Annotated in this window: 13 protein-coding genes; 5 read left to right on the forward strand and 8 right to left on the reverse strand. The window is 66.0% G+C overall.

Features of this window, described 5'->3' with window-relative positions; translation table 11 throughout:
• Nucleotides 1-141 precede the first annotated feature (141 nt).
• Nucleotides 142-1,788, reverse strand: a complete 1,647-nt coding sequence (locus C1A15_RS01505; RefSeq protein ID WP_101720939.1) for an FAD-dependent oxidoreductase — start codon at nt 1,786-1,788, stop codon at nt 142-144.
• Between the two features lie 188 nt (nt 1,789-1,976).
• Between C1A15_RS01505 and C1A15_RS01510 the strand changes: the two genes are divergently transcribed.
• From C1A15_RS01510 to C1A15_RS01525, 3 genes are all read left to right on the forward strand, one after another.
• Entirely contained in the window at nt 1,977-3,434 is a 1,458-nt protein-coding gene (locus C1A15_RS01510; protein WP_101720940.1) for a helix-turn-helix transcriptional regulator, read from the forward strand.
• Between the two features lie 51 nt (nt 3,435-3,485).
• Nucleotides 3,486-4,442 (forward strand): DMT family transporter, encoded by a 957-nt coding sequence (locus C1A15_RS01515; protein WP_101720941.1) that lies wholly within the window; start codon nt 3,486-3,488, stop codon nt 4,440-4,442.
• 850 nt (nt 4,443-5,292) lie between these two features.
• Nucleotides 5,293-6,774 carry a L,D-transpeptidase family protein gene (locus C1A15_RS01525; RefSeq protein ID WP_101720943.1) on the forward strand — a complete coding sequence of 494 codons (1,482 nt, stop codon included), beginning with the start codon at nt 5,293-5,295 and terminating at the stop codon, nt 6,772-6,774.
• Between the two features lie 471 nt (nt 6,775-7,245).
• On the opposite strand, the gene C1A15_RS01530 is transcribed toward C1A15_RS01525, so the two are convergent.
• The 6 genes from C1A15_RS01530 to C1A15_RS01555 all read right to left on the reverse strand — a co-directional run bounded on the left by C1A15_RS01530 (nt 7,246) and on the right by C1A15_RS01555 (nt 15,682).
• A complete protein-coding gene (locus tag C1A15_RS01530; protein WP_101720944.1) occupies nt 7,246-8,463 on the reverse strand; it encodes a 4Fe-4S binding protein in 1,218 nt (405 codons plus the stop codon).
• Nucleotides 8,460-9,419: a 4Fe-4S binding protein gene (locus C1A15_RS01535; RefSeq protein ID WP_101720945.1), complete on the reverse strand. Its 960-nt coding sequence runs from the start codon at nt 9,417-9,419 to the stop codon at nt 8,460-8,462. Before C1A15_RS01535 ends, C1A15_RS01530 begins: the two co-directional genes overlap by 4 nt.
• A 10-nt stretch (nt 9,420-9,429) precedes the next feature.
• Entirely contained in the window at nt 9,430-10,095 is a 666-nt protein-coding gene (locus C1A15_RS01540; protein ID WP_101720946.1) for a 4Fe-4S dicluster domain-containing protein, read from the reverse strand.
• 424 nt (nt 10,096-10,519) lie between these two features.
• A complete protein-coding gene (locus tag C1A15_RS01545) occupies nt 10,520-11,419 on the reverse strand; it encodes a dimethyl sulfoxide reductase anchor subunit family protein (protein ID WP_101720947.1) in 900 nt (299 codons plus the stop codon).
• A 3-nt stretch (nt 11,420-11,422) separates the two neighbouring features.
• Nucleotides 11,423-12,082, reverse strand: a complete 660-nt coding sequence (locus C1A15_RS01550) for a 4Fe-4S dicluster domain-containing protein (RefSeq protein ID WP_101720948.1) — start codon at nt 12,080-12,082, stop codon at nt 11,423-11,425.
• Nucleotides 12,083-12,100: 18 nt separating this feature from the next.
• Complete coding sequence (locus C1A15_RS01555; protein ID WP_146001782.1) at nt 12,101-15,682, reverse strand: molybdopterin dinucleotide binding domain-containing protein; 3,582 nt, start codon at nt 15,680-15,682, stop codon at nt 12,101-12,103.
• A gap of 293 nt (nt 15,683-15,975) precedes the next feature.
• Between C1A15_RS01555 and C1A15_RS01560 the strand changes: the two genes are divergently transcribed.
• A complete protein-coding gene (locus C1A15_RS01560) occupies nt 15,976-16,800 on the forward strand; it encodes a hypothetical protein (protein WP_101720950.1) in 825 nt (274 codons plus the stop codon).
• An 18-nt stretch (nt 16,801-16,818) separates the two neighbouring features.
• Nucleotides 16,819-18,753: a UvrD-helicase domain-containing protein gene (locus tag C1A15_RS01565; RefSeq protein ID WP_146001783.1), complete on the forward strand. Its 1,935-nt coding sequence runs from the start codon at nt 16,819-16,821 to the stop codon at nt 18,751-18,753.
• A 537-nt stretch (nt 18,754-19,290) separates the two neighbouring features.
• Here the strand turns inward: C1A15_RS01565 and C1A15_RS01575 are convergent.
• Nucleotides 19,291-19,977 carry a hypothetical protein gene (locus tag C1A15_RS01575; RefSeq protein WP_245864870.1) on the reverse strand — a complete coding sequence of 229 codons (687 nt, stop codon included), beginning with the start codon at nt 19,975-19,977 and terminating at the stop codon, nt 19,291-19,293.
• Between the last annotated feature and the right edge of the window lie 264 nt (nt 19,978-20,241).

Consider the following 20,241-nt stretch of genomic DNA (forward strand, 5'->3'; position numbering starts at 1 on the left):
TAGCGAGACCGCCCGGCTTGCGCAAGCCGGGGCGGCACCATGAAGGGGACGCGGCGCGGAGGGAGGGGAAGCGCTCGCGTCTCAACGAGTTGGTTGAGCGGTCGGCGCCGCGCCCTCACAGGACGCGGCGCCGCAAGCGTTTTATGCGTCGATTGTCTCGACCGCGTACTGACCGGCCAGACGGCCGCCGCAGTACGCGCACATGAGCGAGTAGCCCTCGTAGTCGCAGTACGGCGCGCTCATCAGCGTGCCGTTGTCGGCGCCGGCCACGTACAGGCCAGGAATGGCCACGCCCTCGCCGTCGATGGCCTGCAGGCGGTCGTTCGTGCGGATGCCGCCGATGGTCACCCACGCGCTGGGCTCGTACTGGAAGGCGTAGAACGGTCCCGTGGTCACCGGCTGCAGGAAGCAGGCCGGCTTGTAGAACTGCTCGTCCTTGCCATCGGCGCAGTAGCCGTTGTACTCGTCGAGCGTCTCTACCAGCTCAGGCGCCTCGATGGCCTCGGCGAGCGCCTCGATGCTGTCGGCCTTGAAGGCCCAGCCGGCGTTCACGGCCTCGTCGATGCTGCCCTGGACGTTCTCCAGCGGCTTGCCCTTCAGCGTCATCATGCCGGTGCGCCAGTTCTCCTCGTCGGCGCCGCACAGCGTCCACGCGTCGGTGCCCGCGTTCAGGCCGTCGACGTACGCCTGGTCGACCACCGCGTAGTACTTGCCGCCCACGAGCGAGATGGCCCCGCCCAGCGCCAGCGGCAAGTTCGCGAACTTGCCCTCGTTCGAGAAGCGGCGTCCCTGGTTGTTCACGAGCAGCGTGCCGTAGATGCCGATGGTGAACGCGGCGCTCTTGCGGTCGTACAGGCCGTCGGCTTTCTGGTTCGAGCCGGTGAACTCGTTGCCCGCGATGCCCCACTGCGTGGACAGCTGGCCGCCCGCAGCCTGCACCATGTCGATGCCCTCGCCCACGGACAGCACGTTGCCCAGCGGGTTCACGAAGGTGCCAAACTTCTCGCGCATCATGTCGACGTTGCCCAGGAAGCCGCCGGTGGCCACGATGACCGCCTTCGCCTTCACGTCGATCACGCCGTCGCCCTCGCACTGCACGCCCGTGCAGGTGCCATCCTCCATGATGAGACGCTTGCCCGCCGTGTTGAACAGGAACTCGCCGCCTTTGCTTTCAACGAACTCCTGCAGCGGTTTCATGCGCTCCTCGCCGCGCACCTGCGCGTCGGTGTCGCCCTGGAAGTTCGCGCGCACGGAGGCGTGGCCCGCGCCGTAGTTGTCGGGACGCATGCCCGTTGGCACGCCGAAGTCGTCGGTGAACTGGTCCACCGTCTCGCCCGAGATGGCGACGGCCGCCTTGATTGCCGCAGCGTTCGTGGACCAGTGGGCGTACTCCATGATATGGTTGAACGCCTCTTCCACCGTGAACTCGACGCCGGCTTCCTGCTGCAGCTTCGAGCCCACCATAAAAGGGCCGCCCGCCAGCGAGCCGTTCGCCACGCCCACGTTGCCGCCCTTCTCGATGACGACGACGCTCTTGCCGGCGCGCACGGCCTCGACCGCAGCCCACAGGCCCGCGCCGCCCGCGCCCACGATGGCGATGTCGCACTCCTTCGTCTGGTCGGCCGTCTGCATCGTGGAAGCCGCGTCGTCGGCGTTCTTCGCATCGGCGTTCGCGCTGCTCGCCGCTTGCGGGGCGCACCCGGCAAGCGCAGCCGCGCCGCCAAGGGCCGCTACGCCGCCCAGCGTCAGGAAGCTTCGACGAGAAAGGCCGCTCTTCATTGCGTTCATGTGAATCCCTCCTAGAGATCTACGATGCACCTGCCCGGAGGCCCGGTGCCGCGCCCTCCCGAGGCGCTGGAGCAAGCATGCCCTGCATCAGGCGGTTTGTCGCGGGTGAACTGCGCAGCGCAGGGGTGAATCCGCGTTCACCCCTGCGTTCACCCCTGGTACAATGGCACGACGAACAGGAGGTTTCGATGAAGTCAAGCGATGTGGTGCGCGCGTTGGCACCCGCAGACCAAGCCGGTGACGACGAACCGTTGTCCGCGCTGATGTATCCGCTGCGGTTCTTGGGGATGGGTTTGCTCATCGCCTGGCTGTGCTGCACGCACGTTGCGACCATCTTTCCGGGTGGCGTGTTCGACCCTGCGCTGCGTACGGCGTTCGATACCGGTATGCGCATCGGCGACATCGGCACATTCCTCGTGTTCGCCTTACTCGCGCCTCGTATCGGCCGGCTGAGCCGACGCAAAGCATTCTCGTGGACGGCAGTCGCGCTCACGGCGATCGGCACCGCTGCCGTGGGCCTCGTGCTCATCCCCGGTCAGGCCGGCGAAGCGTTCATCATCCCCGTGAGCATCGTCACCGCCGTAGGCGGAGCAGTGTTATTCTGCCTGTGGGCCGAAGCGTACAGCCAGATGGGAGCCACGCGTACGCTCATGTACGGCGCGCTGTCCTGTATTGCAGCCGCCGCAGCGTCGTTTGTGATCGGCACGATGGAGGCGCCGTTCGGCGTCATCGCAACCGCGGCCCTACCCCTCGCGTCGCTCGCGTGCGCGCAGCTGAGCTTCCGCCTGCTGCCCGCCGAGCGCTCCGTACCGAAAGGCGTGCGATACCCTATCCCCTGGAAGCTCATCGTCATCATGGCCATTGCCGGCCTGCTGTCCAGCTTCTCGGGAGCTTTCCTCTCGGCAACGGAGTACGTCGGAGCCATCCACCGCGTTGCGGCTACCGGCATTGTCGGCATCGTCATCCTCGTAATGGCCATCGCCAAGCGCGATCGTTTCGACGCGCGTTTTCTGGCGAAGGTAGGGCTGCCGGTTTCCATCGTCGCGTTCGCCATCGTCCCCTTCGTCGCACCCATGCAAGGATACGTCGTGTCCGTGCTCATGCGATTCGCCTACGTGTGGTTCACGTTCTTTGTGCTGCTTATGCTGGCGAACATCTGCTATCGCTTCGAGGTTCCCAGCCTACGGCTGTTCGCCATCGCACGCGCGTCGAGCGAGACCGCGTTATTCGCGGGCATCATGGTGCGCCGCGCTCTGTGGCAGACTGATCTGCTGACCGATCCGATGACGCTCGTGGGGTTTGCGCTCGCCGGCATCGTGTTGGTGCTGGTATGCGTGGTCATCTGGATGAGCGAGAAGTCCGTGAACGGCGACTGGGGAGCGTCGGGGCTGTCGCTGGCCGACCGGCTGCACGTGCCGGGGCCGCGCGAGCGGTTCATGACGCGCTGCGACGACCTGGCCGTGCGCTACGAGCTGACCGCGCGCGAGGCCGAAATCATGGGCCTGATAGCGCAGCGGAAGAGCCGGGCCGAGATCGAGCAGGAACTGTTTTTGTCGCAGAACACGGTGAAGACGCACGTGCGACACCTGTACGCGAAGCTGGGCGCGCACTCCAAAGCCGACGTCATCGCGCTGTTCGAGGAGTAAGCGGGCTTTCGCAGAGGCGGAGCGGACGCGCGCATGCTATGATGCTGCGCTATGGCTCACATCGTGAAACATACCTCGCACCCGCTCTGGATGTACAAAGCGTTCCTCCTGGTGGCAGCCGCCATCTGGGGTCTGGGAACCGTCGTCATCAAGTCGACCGTCGACGAGTTCCCACCTGCATGGCTCGTAGGCGTGCGCTTCACCGCGGCCGGCATCCTCTTGGGCATCATCATGCTCCCACGGTTTCGTCGCGTTCTCGACCTCGATCACCTGAAGAAGGGCGCCGTCCTGGGCGTGTTCCTGTTCCTGTCGTACTGGGCGAACTCGACGGGCCTCACCGACACCACCGCCTCGAACAGCTCGTTCCTCACGTCACTGTACTGCGTGATCATCCCGTTCTTGGGGTGGGCGCTGCGCGGGCCGCGCCCGACGCGCTTCAACATCGCCGCCGCGCTTGTATGCGTGGCCGGCGTGGGCTGCGTGTCGTTCGCGGGGATGTCGGGATTCTCGCTGCGCTTCGGCGACTTCATCACGCTGCTGTCGGCGCTCTTCCTCAGCCTGCACGTGCTGTACACCGCGAAGTACGCGCGCGGGCGCGACATGACGCTGCTCACCGTCGTGCAGTTCCTCGTGGCCGGCGTGCTGGGATTCGCAGCCGGGCTCGCGTTCGAGCCGATGCCCGCGTTCGCCAGCCTGGGACTCGATACCTGGATGAGCCTGGGGTACCTGGCCGTGTTCGCCTCATGCATCGCGCTGCTTTTGCAGAACTTCGCGGTCGCCCACGTCGACCCCGCGCCTGCGTCCCTGTTCCTGGCCACCGAGTCGGTGTTCGGCGTGACGTTCTCGGTGCTGTTTTTAGGCGAGATCCTCACCGGCCCGCTGTTCGCCGGCTTCGCCCTCATCTTCGTCGGTATCGTGATCAGCGAATACCTTCCCTTGCGCGCCGAGAAGAAGCGCCAGGGAGCGGAAGGCCTCCTGATCGAAGACGATCCCGAACGAGAAACGTAGCCCTCCCCGTCGCTGCGGCCGATCCGGCTGCCGGGCGCGCCACGGCGCCCCCTTCGCGGTACCCCCCTTCGCCGAGCCCTTCTCGTAGAGCCCCCTTCGCAGTGCCCCCTTCGCCGAGCCCTCCCCGCCAACCCTCCTCCCTCGGATGTTTCACGTAGCCCTCCCCGCCAACCCTCCTCCCTCGGATGTTTCACGTGAAACATCCGACGTTGCGCGATGCCGCCGTCAAACGACGGTGAAAACCCGCTGGATTTCGCGGCAAAGCACGTATAAACCGCGCTGGATCCGGAGGCAACCCGCGTGGAATCCGCGTGGGAAACCCGTTGGATGCGCGTAAGATCGAGAAAGCTCTGCGCTGGATGTGCGCCATCTGCGCATAAGACGGGGTCGTTATACTGGGAAGCACGAACCCGCCAGGCGGGGAGGATCGCACCCTCTTTACATCCATTTCCGATTCTAGACAACGGAAGGGGGTGTCCTCTATGAATGGTATATTGCTGGATCTTATCGGGGTAGTCTTGCAGGTTCTCGGCTTGATGGTGGCTTTCGGCAGCCTGATGGTCGGGGCGGCTGCGCTCGCGCTTCAAGCGCTGTCGAAAGATACGCCCCGGTCGTCCCAAGAGGACGAACCGGGACCACAATAACATCCGAACCGCCGAAGCGAGTCCGAGAGCCGTGGGGAGCACCACCTCCCTGCGGCTCGCCTGTATTATATACGCTGCACCAACCGGCTTCAACCGATTACCGTGATGAAACAACTCACCCTATCGTCTCACGCTGGTTTCCTTTAGAATGGGCAATGCGCTCAACAGGAACGATGCAAGCTCACCACATCCAGCCAGGACGCCACATGAAACACGCTGCACCCACTGACCCGACGCCCGGGCACGCCAACCTTCCCGACCAACCCGCCCGTCGACGCCTTTCCGCACCGAAAATCATCGGCATCGCGATCGGCTCCCTCGTCGGCTTGCTGCTGATCGCCTACGTTGCCGGCGGCATCTACTTCTCCGGGCGCTTCATGCCCAACACCACGCTGGGCAAGCACGACGTGTCGCTGCAAACGGCCGCCGAGGTGCAAGCTACGCTCGACGACGCCCTGAGCGACTACGCCGTGACGGTGACGGGGCAGGGCTTCTCGCTGAAGCTCTCCGCGCAAGACGCCGGCGTCTCGTTCGACAGCGAAGCCATCACGGCAGCCGCGCTCGGCAACACGAACCCCTGGCTGTGGCCGCTCGAGGTCGCGCGCTCGCACGACGAGACCGACAGCCTCACGGCATCTTCCAAAGGCGGCAGTCTCGGAGCTGTCGTACGCGCTGCCGTCGACGAGTTCAACGCCACGGCCACGCCGCCGACCGACGCCGTCGTCGCCTTCGACGAGCAGAAGGACGCCTTCGCCGTGCAACCCGAGTCGACCGGCACCGCGCTCGACGCGGACGCGGTGACCAAAGCCATCGGCGGGGCCATCGCCTCGGTGCAGCCCACCGTGAAGCTGACGGCGGACGAACTCCAGCAGCCGGCCGTGCCCGCCACGGATCCCAAGTTGCAAGCGGCTGCCGAAGCGGCGAACCAGCTGATCAAAGCCAACATGCAGCTCATGATGGGAGGCGACGTGGCCGCCGAGGTCAACCCCGCCCTCGTCTCTACGTGGATCAGCTTCGACGAGAACCTCGCGCCCTCGCTCGACGAGGAAGCGCTCGTCGCTTGGGCGAAGGAGCTGGAAGCAGCCTGCGACACCGTGGGAACCGAGCGCACCTACACGCGCCCCGACGGCAAAGTGATCACGGTCGCCGGCGGCCCGTACGGCTGGCTGACCGACGGCGACGCGCTCGTCAGCCTTGTGAAGGAAGGCGTGGCGAACGGCACCGTGGGCGCCGTCGACATCCCCTGCCAAACTACCGGCACGGCTTACAACGGCGCAGGCGCGCAGGATTGGTCGGCGCGCTACTGCGACATCGACCTGTCGGAGCAGTACGTGCGCTTCTACGACGAAACCGGCGCGCTCATCTGGGAAGCACCGTGCGTCAGCGGCACGCCGAACGGTGCGCACAACACCCCGACGGGCGTCTTCTGGCTCAATCAGAAGGCCAGCCCCTCGGTGCTCAAGGGCACGAACCTCGACGGCTCGAAGTACGAGTCCACGGTACGCTACTGGATGCCTTTCGTCGGCAACGTCATCGGCCTGCACGATGCCGACTGGCAGGCCGCGTTCGGCGGCACGCTGTACCAGCAGGGTCGCGGCAGCCACGGCTGCGTGAACCTCCCCGTCGGCTCGGCGGCCGACCTCTTCAACATCATCCAGTCCGGCGACGTCGTAGTCTGCCACTGGTAGAAAGCCCCGGCCAGCCGACGAGGGAGGGATGCTCCCTCGTCGTTCTGACTGGATGGAAGTCGGAATCAAAGGGCCCAACTCGGTGGCGATCGAAAGCGCCACAGTACTACCACGGCCGTCGCCGCCCGCGATCCGGAAAGCTCTCTCGCGCGCTGAATGTCGGAAACGACGGCACTTCTGCAAGTTTTTCGACTTTGTGGCACGCCCGGCGAAGCTTGACCAGGGGTTTTCCTTTTGCCGCTTCGACATATTTCGTTACCCCCTGTTGCCGTACCCCCAAAACACCTGATGAGAACCATCGACCCGATGAACCGGCTTGCCACAAAGTCGAAAAACTTGCAGAACCGGCCCGAAAACCGGCGCGGCCGATCGCCCCGGAACAAAAACACAGCCCCAGCCTACCGGAGGAGGGGGTTCCGGTAGGCTGGGGCCGGGGCACAGCGCTCCTGAGCGAAGAGGATGACGGAGCGCTTACCTTTCGAAAATGTCTGATCCTTGCATGCGAAGGCGCATGGTGTCCACCATCTGCTGGGCGGTGCCCAACTCCACCGGCCGCGGCGTCATGACGTAGTGGTGCACGCGCCCGTCCAGCAGGTACTCCGCGCGAACGTCGTCGAGCAGCTGAATGGCATCTTCGGGACACACGTCGCGACAGCTTCCGCACTTCACGCAGTCGCTCGGTACGTGGTCGACGCCCATAGTGCCGTCATCGCAGTCGAACTTGCGGATGGCCCCCGTCGGACAGAACGTCGCGCACATGCGGCACGACGAGCACGCGCGCCCGTCGATCACCACGCAGCCCCACAACCGGGTCGCGACGCTCGGCCGCACGGGGGCTCCAAGCTGCGCCAGATTCCCAAGCAGCGCCTCGCGGCGGTCGGGAACGAAATGGGGCAGCGTGCCGTCCTTCATGACGCGCGGAAGCGCAACGGAGCCCGCAGCCGCAGGATCGACCGCAGCCGCAGGACCGGGCGCAGCCGCAGCCGCAGGATCGACCGGCACCGCCCCCACGCGCTCGCTGCCCCGACGTTCGGCGAAGTACGCTGCGACCGCGGCCGCCGCCTCGTCGGCTGCGACCCCCTCGGCGCACGCGCTTGCGGGCACGCCCTCCACCACCTCGACCTGCGCGTCGCTGCCCCAAGCTTCAAGCAGGGAGTTCGACGTATCCGCCACCAGGCGCGCCGTCGCCGCGCCATGCCGCTGCTCGCAGCGCGAGCAGTCGCCGCACGCCAACCGCACGCGCTGCACGCCGGCAGCCGCCAGCCCGGTGACCAGCGACTCCTCCACACGCCCCAAGCACACCACCTGCGCAGCGCGTCCTTCGTCGAGCAAGGCGCCGGCCGCCCGGCACAGCTGCACGCACGCCACCACCGCCTCATCGCCAACCCGAGCGCTCAGGCACGCCTGCATCAGCTGCGCGTCGCTGGGATTGCGCGCCTCCAGTGCGCACGTGGGACACACGGTCGCGCACGTGCCGCAGCCCACGCACTTCGACGCGTCGACCGCCAACTCCCCGTCAACCAGCGCGAAGCAGCCCGACGTGCAGGCGTCGGCGCACTTCAAACACGCGACGTTGCGATTGCGCACCTTCGCGCACCGCTCCTGATGCACGATGATCGCCTCGCTCGCAACGCCGTCGAACACGCCGACGACGCTCCGCGCTCCCCGGGAGCGCCCGCTCTCGCTCACGGCTCCACCCGTTCCTCATCGACTTCCGCCAACGTCACCGTGCCAACCGCCGCCCCCTCGCTTCGCTTCACCACGAACGGCATGCTGACCGCCTTCGCCGGACATGCGTCCACGCAGGCGCGGCATCGGGTGCAGTCAGCCAACGTGCGCTCGCCGAAATCGGGATGCCGCAGGTTGATGTCGGCCTCGCACGCCATGGCGCACGCGCTGCACGCGACGCCGCTCGCCGTCTCCAGGCATTTCGACTCGTCGATCACCGGTCGCCACGTCTTGCTGAAACGCGACGCGAGGTTCATGAGGCCCGCCATAGGGCAGAACCGCGTGCACCACTTGCGCAAAAACACGATCTCCACCACCAGCAGCAGCGGGATGAGCACCACCGACCACGTCATGTCGCCCGCAGCGAACAGGCGCCACACCACCAGCACGGTGGCGAACGTCAACCCGATGGGACACACGAGGCAGAACACCGGGAAGCCGAAGACGGCGGTGGACAGCAGCGCGCCGCCCAGCACGCAGTGGCGCGAGTCCAGCTTCGTGCGCTTCTCCTTGCACGACGGGCAACTGGCACAGTCGTGCCCGCTCGAACAACCCAGCTCGCTCTTCGCGATGCCCAGCATCTCCGAGCGTTTCTCCTGCTCGATCGCCTTGCGCTTCTTCGGCGAGCGGAAGAACCCGCGCACCCGGTCGAGCAGCGGCACGGGACATATCCACCCGCAGAATGCACGTCCCGCCACCAACACGAGCGCGGCCATGATGACGATCGACACCACCGCGCGCGGCACGACCGTCTTCGTGGCGATCATGGTGGCCAGCGCCCCCAGTGGGCACAGCGCCGAGAACGTCTCCCAGCCGAAGCCCGAAAGCGTACCCATGCTCACGCCGGCGATCAGGCCTATCGACAGCACGGCGAATACCGCAGCCGCCACGATGGTGCGAAGCTTCTTCGAGTTCATGGCACGCCCCCTATTCCGCCGACTCGATCGGCTTGACGACGATGGCGCGCTCTTGCGCACCCGACACGATCGATCCGGCTTTCAGCGACACGCACACGCTCTCGCACGCGCCGCACCCGTTGCACTTGTCGGCCAGTACGGACACGTGCGGATTGGCACCGGCCCCCGTCAGCTCGATGGCCTCGTACGGGCACGCATCGTAGCAGTAGCGGCAACCCGTATCGCGAAACGCAAGGCACTGCGACTCGTCGATCACGGCCAAGCCCAGCAGCGTGTTCTCCGCCGTCGCCCCCGCCGGCAACCGCAAGGCCTCGGTGGGGCACACCTTCACGCACAAAGGCTCGCCGCCGTTTTCGTCGGCGCAGTAATCGCAGAAGCTCGCATCGAAGTCCAAGGCGGGCGAGCGCATGCCCAAGAGCCCGTCCTCGATGTGCGCGGGCACGATCACGCCGCGCGGGCACGCTTCATAGCATTTCTCGCAGCGGATGCACGCCGATACGAGGCGCGCCTCGTCCTGCCCTCCCGGCGGACGACACAGCGGGTTGTGCCCCGCATAGCGCAGCGCGCCCAAACCCAACAACGCCGCCGTGCTGCCCGCGCCGATGAACAACGTGCGCCGCGAGACGCTCATCGGGCCCTTTGCCCGTTTCCTCGAACCCTCGTCCTCTTCGCTCATGTCTCCTCCTCGAACCACCAGTCCTGGAACCGGTCCTTATCAGTCAGCGAGGTTTGCTGTGGCGCCTCATATCGAGGCGTCGCACGGCCGGGCGCGCTTCGCACGTGGCGAACAAGCCTGTTGCTTATTCAGTGTCCGACCATGCGCCCGAGCGGGCACGTTCTGCGCATTCATCGCGCAGAGCGAAGCGCCGAGATGGGGCGCCACAACAAACCGCAGCGTCGGCGGCGCCCGCCGTTCGTCAGAACGGCGGATCGCCGAGACGGGGCTTCCCTGCCTTGCGAGAAGCGGGGCTGTGCCATTCGAGAAGCCCCGTCCATCACGCCCGTTCAAAAGCATCGGCCGCGTTGGAAGACGCAACCGAGCGGAACGCTCGGACCAAAGTCGACCAGAACCTCGGCCCGAGCGCGCCCTTCCGCCGTTCCTAATACAGAGCGAAGATGCTGATGGCCACCACGTACAGGATCACGCGCCAGCACAATCCGCCCACCACGACGCACGCCAAGGCGGCGCCCGCGTACGCGGCCAGCTTCTTGCCGGTTTCGACCTTCTTCGCCAGCCACGTCAGCACGAGCGGCACCACAAGGCCGACCGCCACCACGCCCAGCCAGAACGTCAGCGCCTGGCTGCCGGCGAAGATGCCGCCCACGATGGACGCACGGTCCACCATGGCCACGTCGGGCAACGTCGGATCGAAGTAGTACTGGATGTCGGCCGAGTACAGCCCGGCCGAGCCGTTGATGACGAACGCGTACGCGAACACGGCGATCAGCTGCAGCGCACCGCCCACCAGCGCCATCTTCACGCCGAGGTCCTTCGCGCTGTCGTCGTTCGTCAGGCCGGCGATCACGAGCGCCGTCAAGCCGCCCATGAACACGGTATTCGCCAGGTAGTACAGGGGAAGCAACGGCGTGTTCCACGACGGCAGCGACGCCATGAGGTAGCTCATGCCCGTCACCACCGGCAACGCCAGGCCCACGACGATGGCCAGGACGCCGCACCACTTCGGCGCCATGCCGTCCTCGGCGCGGCGCATCATGAGGAAGTACAGCACCAGCACCACCGCGAACACGATGCAACCGATGAACTCCAACGTGATGCCCGACGTGATGTGACCGAAGCCGTTGAAGATGCGCTCCCAATGCTGGAGGTGCATGAACACCGACAGTCCGCCCACCACAAGCGCCACAAGCGCGGTGATCAGCGATGCCAACTGCATCTTCTTGCCCTTGCCCATGACGTTCAGCAGGCCTTGCGCGCCCAGCGCTCCGCCGGCGACGCACAGGAAGAAGGTGAAGAGAATGAGGGGCCATTCAGGATGCATAGTCTACTCCCTCCACTTTCGGCCCTCGCGCATGAGGTACATGAGCTTCGGCTCGTTGCCCGCATCCGCAAGATGATGGATATCGTTTTCGGTGTACGGCTCGACGTAATCCTTCAGCTTCACGCGCGTCTGGGTCATCTCCTCGTACTGGCAGCCGGGGCTGTCGGGGTGCGCCGGTCCCTCGAAGTTGTCGACGCCCTGATCGAGGTCGCCGAAGAACCGCGCGCGGGCGCCGCACTGGGCCACGCACTGGGGAAGCTCGCCCTGCGAGATGCGCTGCTCGCACAGCGTGCACTTCTCCACGACGCGCTCCTCCTGGTTGAGGTAGCGCACGCCGTACGGGCACGCCATCGCGCAGAACTGGCAGCCGATGCACTTCGACTTGTCGATTTGCACCGTGCCGTCGTCGCGGATGTGGGACGCTTCCGTGGGGCACACCTTCACGCATTCGGGGTTCTCGCAGTGCTGGCACTGGACGGGAAGGAAGTACATCTCGACGTCCGGGAACGTGCCCGAGCCGCCCTCGATGGGATGCGGGCCGACGCGCAGCGTCTTGATCCAGAACGATCCCACGTCGACGCCGTTGATGGCCTTGCACGCAACCGTGCACGCAAGGCAGCCGGTGCAACGGTTCAAGTCGGTAATGATCGCGTAGTTTGCCATGTGGTGAACCTCCTTCCTTTACTTCGATTTCGAATAAGCGCCCAGCGCGTCGCCGCCCACGCTGCCCACGGCAAGCTTGCCGCCGGAGAGCAGGTCGGGGCTTTGGACGCTCGGCTGGCAGCCGACCGCCGCCATGTTGGCGAACGTGAGCTCCACCTTGGAATCCTCGAGGCGCGGGTCGTTCGACAGCCATTCCTTGAGGCGCGGGTCGTTGGCGTTCGTGATGACCGGATTGCCCTGCGGGTCGCACGGAACCGGGTTGCCGTGCGGCGAGTTCTCGGCCGTCGCGGGGTACACGAGCACCGGCACGCCGCGCAGCTGGGACGCGCCGCAAATCCAGCACTGCGCGTACTTGTCCATCGTGCAGTTGATGTTCACCAGCTCGAAGCCGTGCGAAGCGGTGTCGATCTCGGGATACCACCAAGCATGGTTCGCGTTGACCGTGCCCTCCTTGATGCCGTAGTACAAGTCCACGACCTCGCGGATGGCGCCCCACGGGCTGCGAATCCAAATCCACTGCCCCTGCTCCAAGCCGAGGCGCGCCGCATCGTTGGGATTCATCTCCAAACGAGGGCTGGGCCACAGCTCGCGGCACCACGGCAGCTGGCGATGCTCGGAGTGGAAGTACACCGGCTGGCGTGAGCCCGTCGTCATGATGAACGCGCTGTCGGGATGCGCCGTGAGGGCTTCCTTGTACTCCTCGACGAGATGATCGCCCTGGTAGTTGTCGTTGATGTAGGCGTCCGTCGTCTTGATCTGGTCGACCAGCGCAGCGTCGAAGTACTCGGGGTTCGACACGCGCGAGTTCTTCGGCTCCACCCAGTGGGGGAACTTGTCGATGTCGGGGATGTTCGGATCCACCACGTTTGTGCTGGCGAAGGTTGCGGCACCATCGGGAATGTACGTTTCGGCGATGGTGGACCACACCTCCACCTTGGCGGTGGGAGTCATGAAGCCGCACTTCTCGTCGATGGCCGCGTACAGGTTGTAGCCGCCCTGCTGGCGACGGTAGCCCATCTCCCAGCGACGGTACGTGCCCCAGCGCTCGGGGTGCCACTTGCGGCAGTCGAACCAGCCTTCTTCCTGGAATTTCGCCGCGTACTGCGGGAAGTCGGGGCCGTCGGGGAATTCCTCGGTCTTCCACCAGTCGGTAGCGTCTTTGAGCACGCGGTACTCCTGCTCCTCGTACGTCACGTTGCCGCCCATCTGCACGAAGTCGCGGTAGTCCAGGTTGTTCCACTCGTCGTATTCCGGGTCGCGGTTGTTCCACACCACGCCCATGGCCTTGTACAGGCAGATCACGGCAACCGGATCGTAGATGCAATCGCCCATCGGCTCGACGCAACGCTGTCCGGCGCCGAAGATGCCTCCTGCTCCCTGCGACACGCGGCCCGTGTTCACCTCGAGCCAATGCAGCACGGGAATGACGATGTCGGCGCACCCGTTGTTCGGGCACGACCACAAGTTGAAGTCCAGCCAGAAGTCCAAACGGGTAAGCGCCTCCCACGCCTCCAGCAGGTTGGATTCGTTCATGAAGTCGCCCGACATGCACACCCCGCCGTGGATCTGGTACGGCGTGTCGATGCCGTTGATGGAGTCCCAGATGGCTGCGGAGTCGGCCCAGCGGTTCCAGTAGCGCAAAAGCGGGAAGCGCTCGGCCGAGATCTGCTTCTCGTTGCTGTCGAACGACGTCTTGAGCGCAGGCCACGAGCGGCTCGGCTTGTAGGCGCCGCCCTTGCGCTCGGCGATCCAACGGGCCTCCTCGGCGGTGGGCACCTTGTTGCCGTAGCGCTCGGCCAGGGGAGATTTCTCGTCGATGAGGTACTGCACGAAGTTCTGGATCAGCGGTATCTGGTCCTCGATCGACAGGTCGCGCGGCGTGTTGCCCAGCTCCATGGTGCCCACGTCCAGGCCCCAGTCCTTCGGCTCATGGTCGGTGACCAGCATGTTGGCGCGACCGCAGCAACCGTCCACCTGGGCCTTCGACGAGCCGCGGTTGCCGGCGGGCTCGTCCGAGTTGCCGGTGATGCACGCGATCAGCTGCAAGGCGCGGGTGTTCTGCACCGCGTGGCCCGTCTGGTCGGGAGCCAGCTGGTAGTGGATGCCGCCGTTGCCGTGCAGGGGGTTCAGGCGCGTCGTGTAGATGCGCACGCCCTCCTCGATCTTGTCGACGGGCACCTCGGTGACCTCGGACACGTACTCCAGCGTGTACTGCTCGAGGCTGTCGGAGAACGCCTCCCACACCGTTCCGGCCGAAATGGTGGAGCCGTCCTTCAGCTTGACCTCGACGCCGCCGGGGAACAGCGCCGGGTTCTTGGGCAGGCCGGCCGGGTTCGAGCGCTTCCCGCCCTCGTTTCCCTCGTCCCAGTACGCGTCGTACTGCGCATCGGCCGGATCGGCGAACTTGGACGGGTCGGGCAGCCACGCGTCGGCGATGATGGGCTTGTACGGATGCTCGATCCACGTGCCCGTCGTCGGGATCTTATGCTTCTCGCCTTCCCACTGGCATGCCTCGGAATCCCAGTACGTGGGCTTGCCGTTGTTCTCGTCCCAGCAGATGAAGCGCTGGTAGCGGCCTTCGTAATCCCAATACTGGTTGATCCACTCCGGGTCGCAATCGGCCTCGGTCAGGATGCGGCTCTCCATGTCGACGCCGCCGTTCATCTCCATGAACCAACCTTTTTCGGTGCGGCCGCCCTCCTCGGCGTTCCACAGGAACGGGGCGTTCGTCCAGCGGCGCACGAACGCGTCGTCATAGGCCTCGTTGTCGAGGATCCACTTGAGCCAGCCCAGCGACAGGCACAGGTCGGTGCCCACGCGCAACGGGAGCCATACGTCGGCTTCCTTCCCCAGCGGCGTCATGCGCGGGTCCACGAGGATATGCTTGTAGGCGCGCTGGCTGCAATCGACCACCGTGCGGTTCGTGGAGTCGTAGTTGGAGTACTCCGACGCCGTGCCCCACTGCACGTACACGAGCGGGCCTTGCTCGACTTCCATCCACGGCGAACCGATCTCGTCGGTCAGGATGCCGCCGAAGTGACGCGGGCCCTTGCAGATCTCGTAGGCCAGATGCGCGTTGGGCGTGGGGAAGATGGACTTCAGCGTGCCGTACGGCGGCTGCGCCCACACGCGCGAGGTGCCGCCCATGGCGAAGTTCGCCTCCCCGCCGTACTTCTCGACGATCTCCTTGAACTTGGCACCTGCCTCGTCGAAGGCCTCGGCAAGCGTGATGCGCACCCAGCCGGGATCGTCCTCTCCCTTGGGGTTCGTGCGCTTCATGCAGTAGCGCAGCCGGTCGGGGTGGTACAGAGCCAGCATGGACGACTGCGACTTCGCGCAGCAGTGACCGCGGCTGTGAGCGTTGGATTCGTCGCCCTCGACCTTGATGACCTTGTTGTCCTGAACCGTGACCCACACGCCGCACTCCACCTTGCCGCACGCGCGGCAGCAGGAGCGGATGCGCTTGATCTCGCCCGCTGAGGCGTCTTCGCCTTCGGCCAACGCCGTCGAAGGCGTTGCCGCAAAGCCCACCGTGGTTGCCGCGGCAGCCATGGCAGAGGCCTTCAAAAAGCTCCGACGAGTCAGTGATAGGTTCGCCATGTGCCCCTCCTCTCTTCCTTTTCTCGCTTCGTTCGTCTTGCGCGGAACATGCGGCGCGGAAGCGTTCCGCCCGCCGCAGGATGCGCGGCTCCCCGCCGCTTTTCCCGCTGCGAAAACGCGCTGCACCGCACCGCTCATCCGCTGCAAAAGATTGTAGGAAAGGGACAAAAGCCCAAATCATAAGGGGTGGATGGATGAAACGCGTCGATATCATCCCCAAAGGATTATTTTGCTTTTCGGGCGCAACCTATACTGAATGGCAGCGAAGAGACCTGTGATCGAAGGAGAGAACCATGGCACAACCGCGTCCGTCATTGACGTTGATCCTAGACCTCGACGAGCGCCTCGACAGCGAGGACGTGCGCCTGGAAATCAGCCGCTGCTACGCTCATGTCGGGCCGACCCTCGTGCGCACCCATCCCGCCCGCGAGGAAGCGCCCGAGAACATCATGCGCTTCCTCGTGAAGCTGGGAGCGCGGCGCTACCTGCGCTCCGACGACGAAGGAGCCGACGAGCTGTGGACCGACGTGATGGAGCGCTGGTTCTACAACGAGCTGTACAAGGTGAGCAACAACATGCTCATCTACAACCGCCGCCAGCGCGAAGAGGGCAACCCCGAGCTCGTGTTCGATTGGATCGACGTGGAGCTACAGAACGGCGAGCTGCACGCGCTGCTGCACTGCGACAACGCGAGCGGCATCCAAGCCGAAACGAGCGCGCTGCTGACGCAGCTGCGCGCGCTTTACAACGACGGAGCGCTGGGCGAAGGCGTGGTGCGCGCGTACCTGCCCGCCCCCGAATCGTACGAACAGCAGAAGGCCGTCGGGCTTGCCGCCCGCGCAGCGCGCGATGCCGAGCGAGCGGCCGCGCAGGAAGCGGCCGAGGAAGCGGCGCGCGCGGCGGCAGCGGCGGCCGAAGCTGCGGCGGAGGAGGCGTTTTTGGAGTCGCCGCAGCTCGCCGGCGAGGCGGCAGCGGAAACGCCCGCCGAGGCCCCTGGCGACGTCGAGCCGTTTGCGCTCGACGAGCCCGACTTCACGCCCGACTACCGCATGTGGCTGGTGGAATACGCCGACGGCAGCACGCGCGCGTTCGATTCGCACGCCGGAACCCTCGCGTAACCGGGAAGGAGCCTCATCATGATCGACACCATCGCGTCCTTCGAGGGCCGCATCGCCAAGGTGCAGGGCCCTGCGCGCAGCGGCAAGACCGAAGCGCTCGTCAGGCGATGCGCGCGCCTCGTCGGCAGCGGGGTCGCTCCCGCATCCATCCTCGTGGAGGTTTCGAGCGCGGCGGCCACCCAGGCCTTACGTGCCCGTCTGCGCGGGGCGCTCGGCCCCGACGAGCGGCACGCCGCCGACGAGATGCACGTGCGCACGCCGCTGGAGACGTGCGTCGCGGTGCTCGACGCGCCCGCCGGCCGTGCCGCCACCGGCCGCGTGCCGCGCCTGCTGAACGGCGCGGAGTACAACTTCTTCCTGGAAGATATGAAAACGCTCGGCCAGCCCATCCGCCGGCTGCGCAAGATGCTCGAGTTCTTCTATCGCCAGATGAGCGACCTCGCGCCGCGCGATTCCTGGCTGATGGGCGGCGAGGAAGAAGCGGTGTTGGCCCACCTTGAGCGCGTGCTGGCCTCGCGCGGGGCCATGCTGGCGCAGGAGGCGCCCTATCGGTGCGCGTCGTTTTTGCAAAGCGACGCCGGCGAGGGTGCGCGCGGCGGCTACGCCTTCGTGCTGTGCGACGACTTCCAGAACATGAGCCGCGCCGAACAGACCTGCCTCTGCCTGCTGGCCGACCGGCAGCTGGTCGTATGCGGCAACCCCAACCAGCAGCACGCGACAAACGACGCGTTCCCCTGCGTCGAAGGCTTCGTGCAGTTCGACGAGCGGCGGCGTGGCGTGGAGGCGTTCGCGCTGACAGGCGCGTTCGGCAACCCCTCCATCACCGCGCTCGTCGACAGCCTGTGCGACCACGGCGACATGGACCCCTCCTTCAAAGCTGGAAGCGCTTCCGGCGAGGGAGCGATGAGCGACGTCATGGCCGTCAAGTGGTCCACGCCGGAAGACGAGCTCGACGGCATCACGAAGTTTCTGCGCGTCATGCTCGACGGCGAAGAAGACCTCCACGAGGGCCGCACCTGCGTGCTCGCCCCCACCAAGTGCTGGGCGCTTATGGCACAGCGCGTGCTCAAGCAGCGCGGTTTCGACGTGGCGTTGACGGGCGCGTTCTGCAACCTGGGCGGCGACCCGCGCGAAATCGCACGGTCCCGCGCGCTCGTAGCGTACACGAAGCTCAACCTGCTGGCCGATCCCTTCGACATGACCGCCTGGCGCAGCTGGTGCGGCTTCGGCAACTACCTAACGAACAGCGACGCATGGAACGGCTTGCTGACGTTCGCCGACAAGCGCGGCCTCACCCTGCACGATGCGCTTGCCCTGACGGCGGAACTCGACGAGGAGCCGTTCGCACGAGCGGGCGCACTGGCCGAGCGCTGGCGGGAAGGTCAGGCGCTCATCGCGGCGCACGGCGCCCGCAAGGGCTTCGACTTGCTGCGCGCCATCGAGGCAGACGGGCTGCCGGAGTTCGAGCAGACGGCGCGCACCCTCGTCGGAGACGAGGACGCGGCCGCGGTCTTCGCCCTGCAACGCCGCAACGTCGCCGATCCCGCATTGCCCGACGATCCGCACGTTCTGCACGTGTCCCCCTACGGCTCGCTGACCGGCCTCGAGTACGACAACGTGTTCGCCATCGCCGCGGTCGACGGGCTCATGCCGCAACGCGACGCGTTCGAGCTGATCAGCACCGAAGAGGAGCGTGAGCGCATCATGAACGAGGAGCGCCGTTCGTTTTGCAACAGCGTCTCGAAGGCGAACAAGCGCCTCGTCGTCTCCTATTTCAGCAAAGCGCCGCTCGAGCTGGCCGAGCGCTCCAAGATGCAGGTGGTGCGCGTGCGGGCCGAAGGCAGCGATCGCGTCGCCGCCGTGCGCCCCACTTCGTTTCTCGCCGAGGCCGGAAACGACGCCCCCTCCACCACCGGCGGCCAAACCCTGCTCGCACAGCATGGCCTGAACTAGCAAGCGGCGGGCGGGGCTTCACGAGGGGCCCCGCCCGCACGTCAACGAGCGTTCCGCCCTCGGCTGCGTCACCCACCGTCGCGGCGCACGCGCCGCAGCGCACGCCGCAGCAGCAGCCGTCGCAGCGCACGCCACCGCGTCACCCGCCGTCGCAGCGCGCACAGCCGCAGCAGCCGCCGTCGCAGCGCGCTGCAGAAGCCGCCCCCGGCATCATGGCCGCACCCGCCGACTGCACAACGGCCGCAGTCGCCTGCCGCGCCACGGCCGCAGTCGCCGGCTGCACAACAGGCCGAAGCGCGATTTCGACCTCGTTCTGCAAATTTTTCGACTTTGTGGCAACCACGAGCAAGCACGCGCCTTCGCCCACCTGGCCTTTTCCAAACCCCACGCCATCGGTCAGGCCGCAGCGCTCTTCAGCTCGAAGCAAAACCCCAGGAAACCGCCTTCGCGCCTTGCCACAAAGTCGAAAAATTTGCAGAAGCACGCTCAAAACCTGCACGGGCCCGCGCCGATTTGGGGGGGGTCGAGGCGCGTCGCCTACCGCTCCGCTTCCGCACCGACGCGCCGCACATCCCGCAGCAGCTCCTTGCGCAACCGGTAGCGCCTCATCATCCAAGCGGCCTCGTTCGCAGGAAGGCGCTTCCCAATCAGCTTGGCCACCGCGCGAGCCGCTTCATCGAACTGCCTCGCGTCGAAGAACTGGTCGGGCGTGATCGACACCACCGTGATCCCCTGCGAAAGCAAGGCACTGCGCCGGGCCGAATCGCGCGCTTCGGCGGCGCTCCCGCTGTGATGCGCTTCGCTGTCGTACTCGACGGCCACGCGGTGCCTCCTCCAATATAGATCGCATTCGAAGTGATCGCGCTGGACCAAACCCTTCACTCTCACCTCGATACGAGGATTGAGCTCCGGGAGGCCCAAGCCGTACCCGCCGATCATCCGAGACAGGCACAACGCCATAGCCAGATTCGTCTCCATGGGGGAAGCCGACGAGTCCGCAACGAACCGCAATGCGCGCAGCGCCGCACTCGCCCCGGCGCTGCCGCGCGACTTTTCGACGAACCGTTTCAACGCACGGGCGCTCGTCAAGGGAGAGCGTTTTCGAAAGCCCTGGTCGCTATCGTCGTACGCATACCTCGAGCAAAGCAGATAACCGTACCGGACAAGCTCGACCAGCGACAGCTCCGTCGCCATCTCGACAAAGGATCGCTCGGGCGAGCTCATGAACACGCCTTCGCGCACCTTGACGAAGGAGCCGACGGGAAATCCTGTGCTCCACACGTGGCATACGGGGTTCCCCGACCGCACGCGGTCGTTCGCCTGGGCGACCACGACATGCAGCGGCGTTCCGAACATCTCCAAGCCGTCGCACATGCCGGTCGCGCGAACGCCGCATGCCGGATGGGCCCGCGAGGGCGCAGAACCTGACGGCGCGTCGCCGACGCGCCAATACTCGTAGGCAGAGGAATATCCGATGAAGGTGCTCAT

Origin of the sequence: Eggerthella timonensis, from assembly GCF_900184265.1 — a bacterium.
GTDB classification, from domain to species: Bacteria; Actinomycetota; Coriobacteriia; order Coriobacteriales; family Eggerthellaceae; genus Eggerthella; species Eggerthella timonensis.

Coding starts and splice junctions, on each gene's coding strand:
- C1A15_RS01505 (WP_101720939.1), bottom strand. CDS start 1,788: ATGAACGCAATGAAGAGCGGCCTTTCTCGTCGAAGCTTCCTGACGCTG.
- C1A15_RS01510 (WP_101720940.1), top strand. CDS start 1,977: ATGAAGTCAAGCGATGTGGTGCGCGCGTTGGCACCCGCAGACCAAGCC.
- C1A15_RS01515 (WP_101720941.1), top strand. CDS start 3,486: ATGGCTCACATCGTGAAACATACCTCGCACCCGCTCTGGATGTACAAA.
- C1A15_RS01525 (WP_101720943.1), top strand. CDS start 5,293: ATGAAACACGCTGCACCCACTGACCCGACGCCCGGGCACGCCAACCTT.
- C1A15_RS01535 (WP_101720945.1), bottom strand. CDS start 9,419: ATGAACTCGAAGAAGCTTCGCACCATCGTGGCGGCTGCGGTATTCGCC.
- C1A15_RS01540 (WP_101720946.1), bottom strand. CDS start 10,095: ATGAGCGAAGAGGACGAGGGTTCGAGGAAACGGGCAAAGGGCCCGATG.
- C1A15_RS01545 (WP_101720947.1), bottom strand. CDS start 11,419: ATGCATCCTGAATGGCCCCTCATTCTCTTCACCTTCTTCCTGTGCGTC.
- C1A15_RS01550 (WP_101720948.1), bottom strand. CDS start 12,082: ATGGCAAACTACGCGATCATTACCGACTTGAACCGTTGCACCGGCTGC.
- C1A15_RS01555 (WP_146001782.1), bottom strand. CDS start 15,682: ATGGCGAACCTATCACTGACTCGTCGGAGCTTTTTGAAGGCCTCTGCC.
- C1A15_RS01560 (WP_101720950.1), top strand. CDS start 15,976: ATGGCACAACCGCGTCCGTCATTGACGTTGATCCTAGACCTCGACGAG.
- C1A15_RS01565 (WP_146001783.1), top strand. CDS start 16,819: ATGATCGACACCATCGCGTCCTTCGAGGGCCGCATCGCCAAGGTGCAG.
- C1A15_RS01575 (WP_245864870.1), bottom strand. CDS start 19,977: ATGAGCTCGCCCGAGCGATCCTTTGTCGAGATGGCGACGGAGCTGTCG.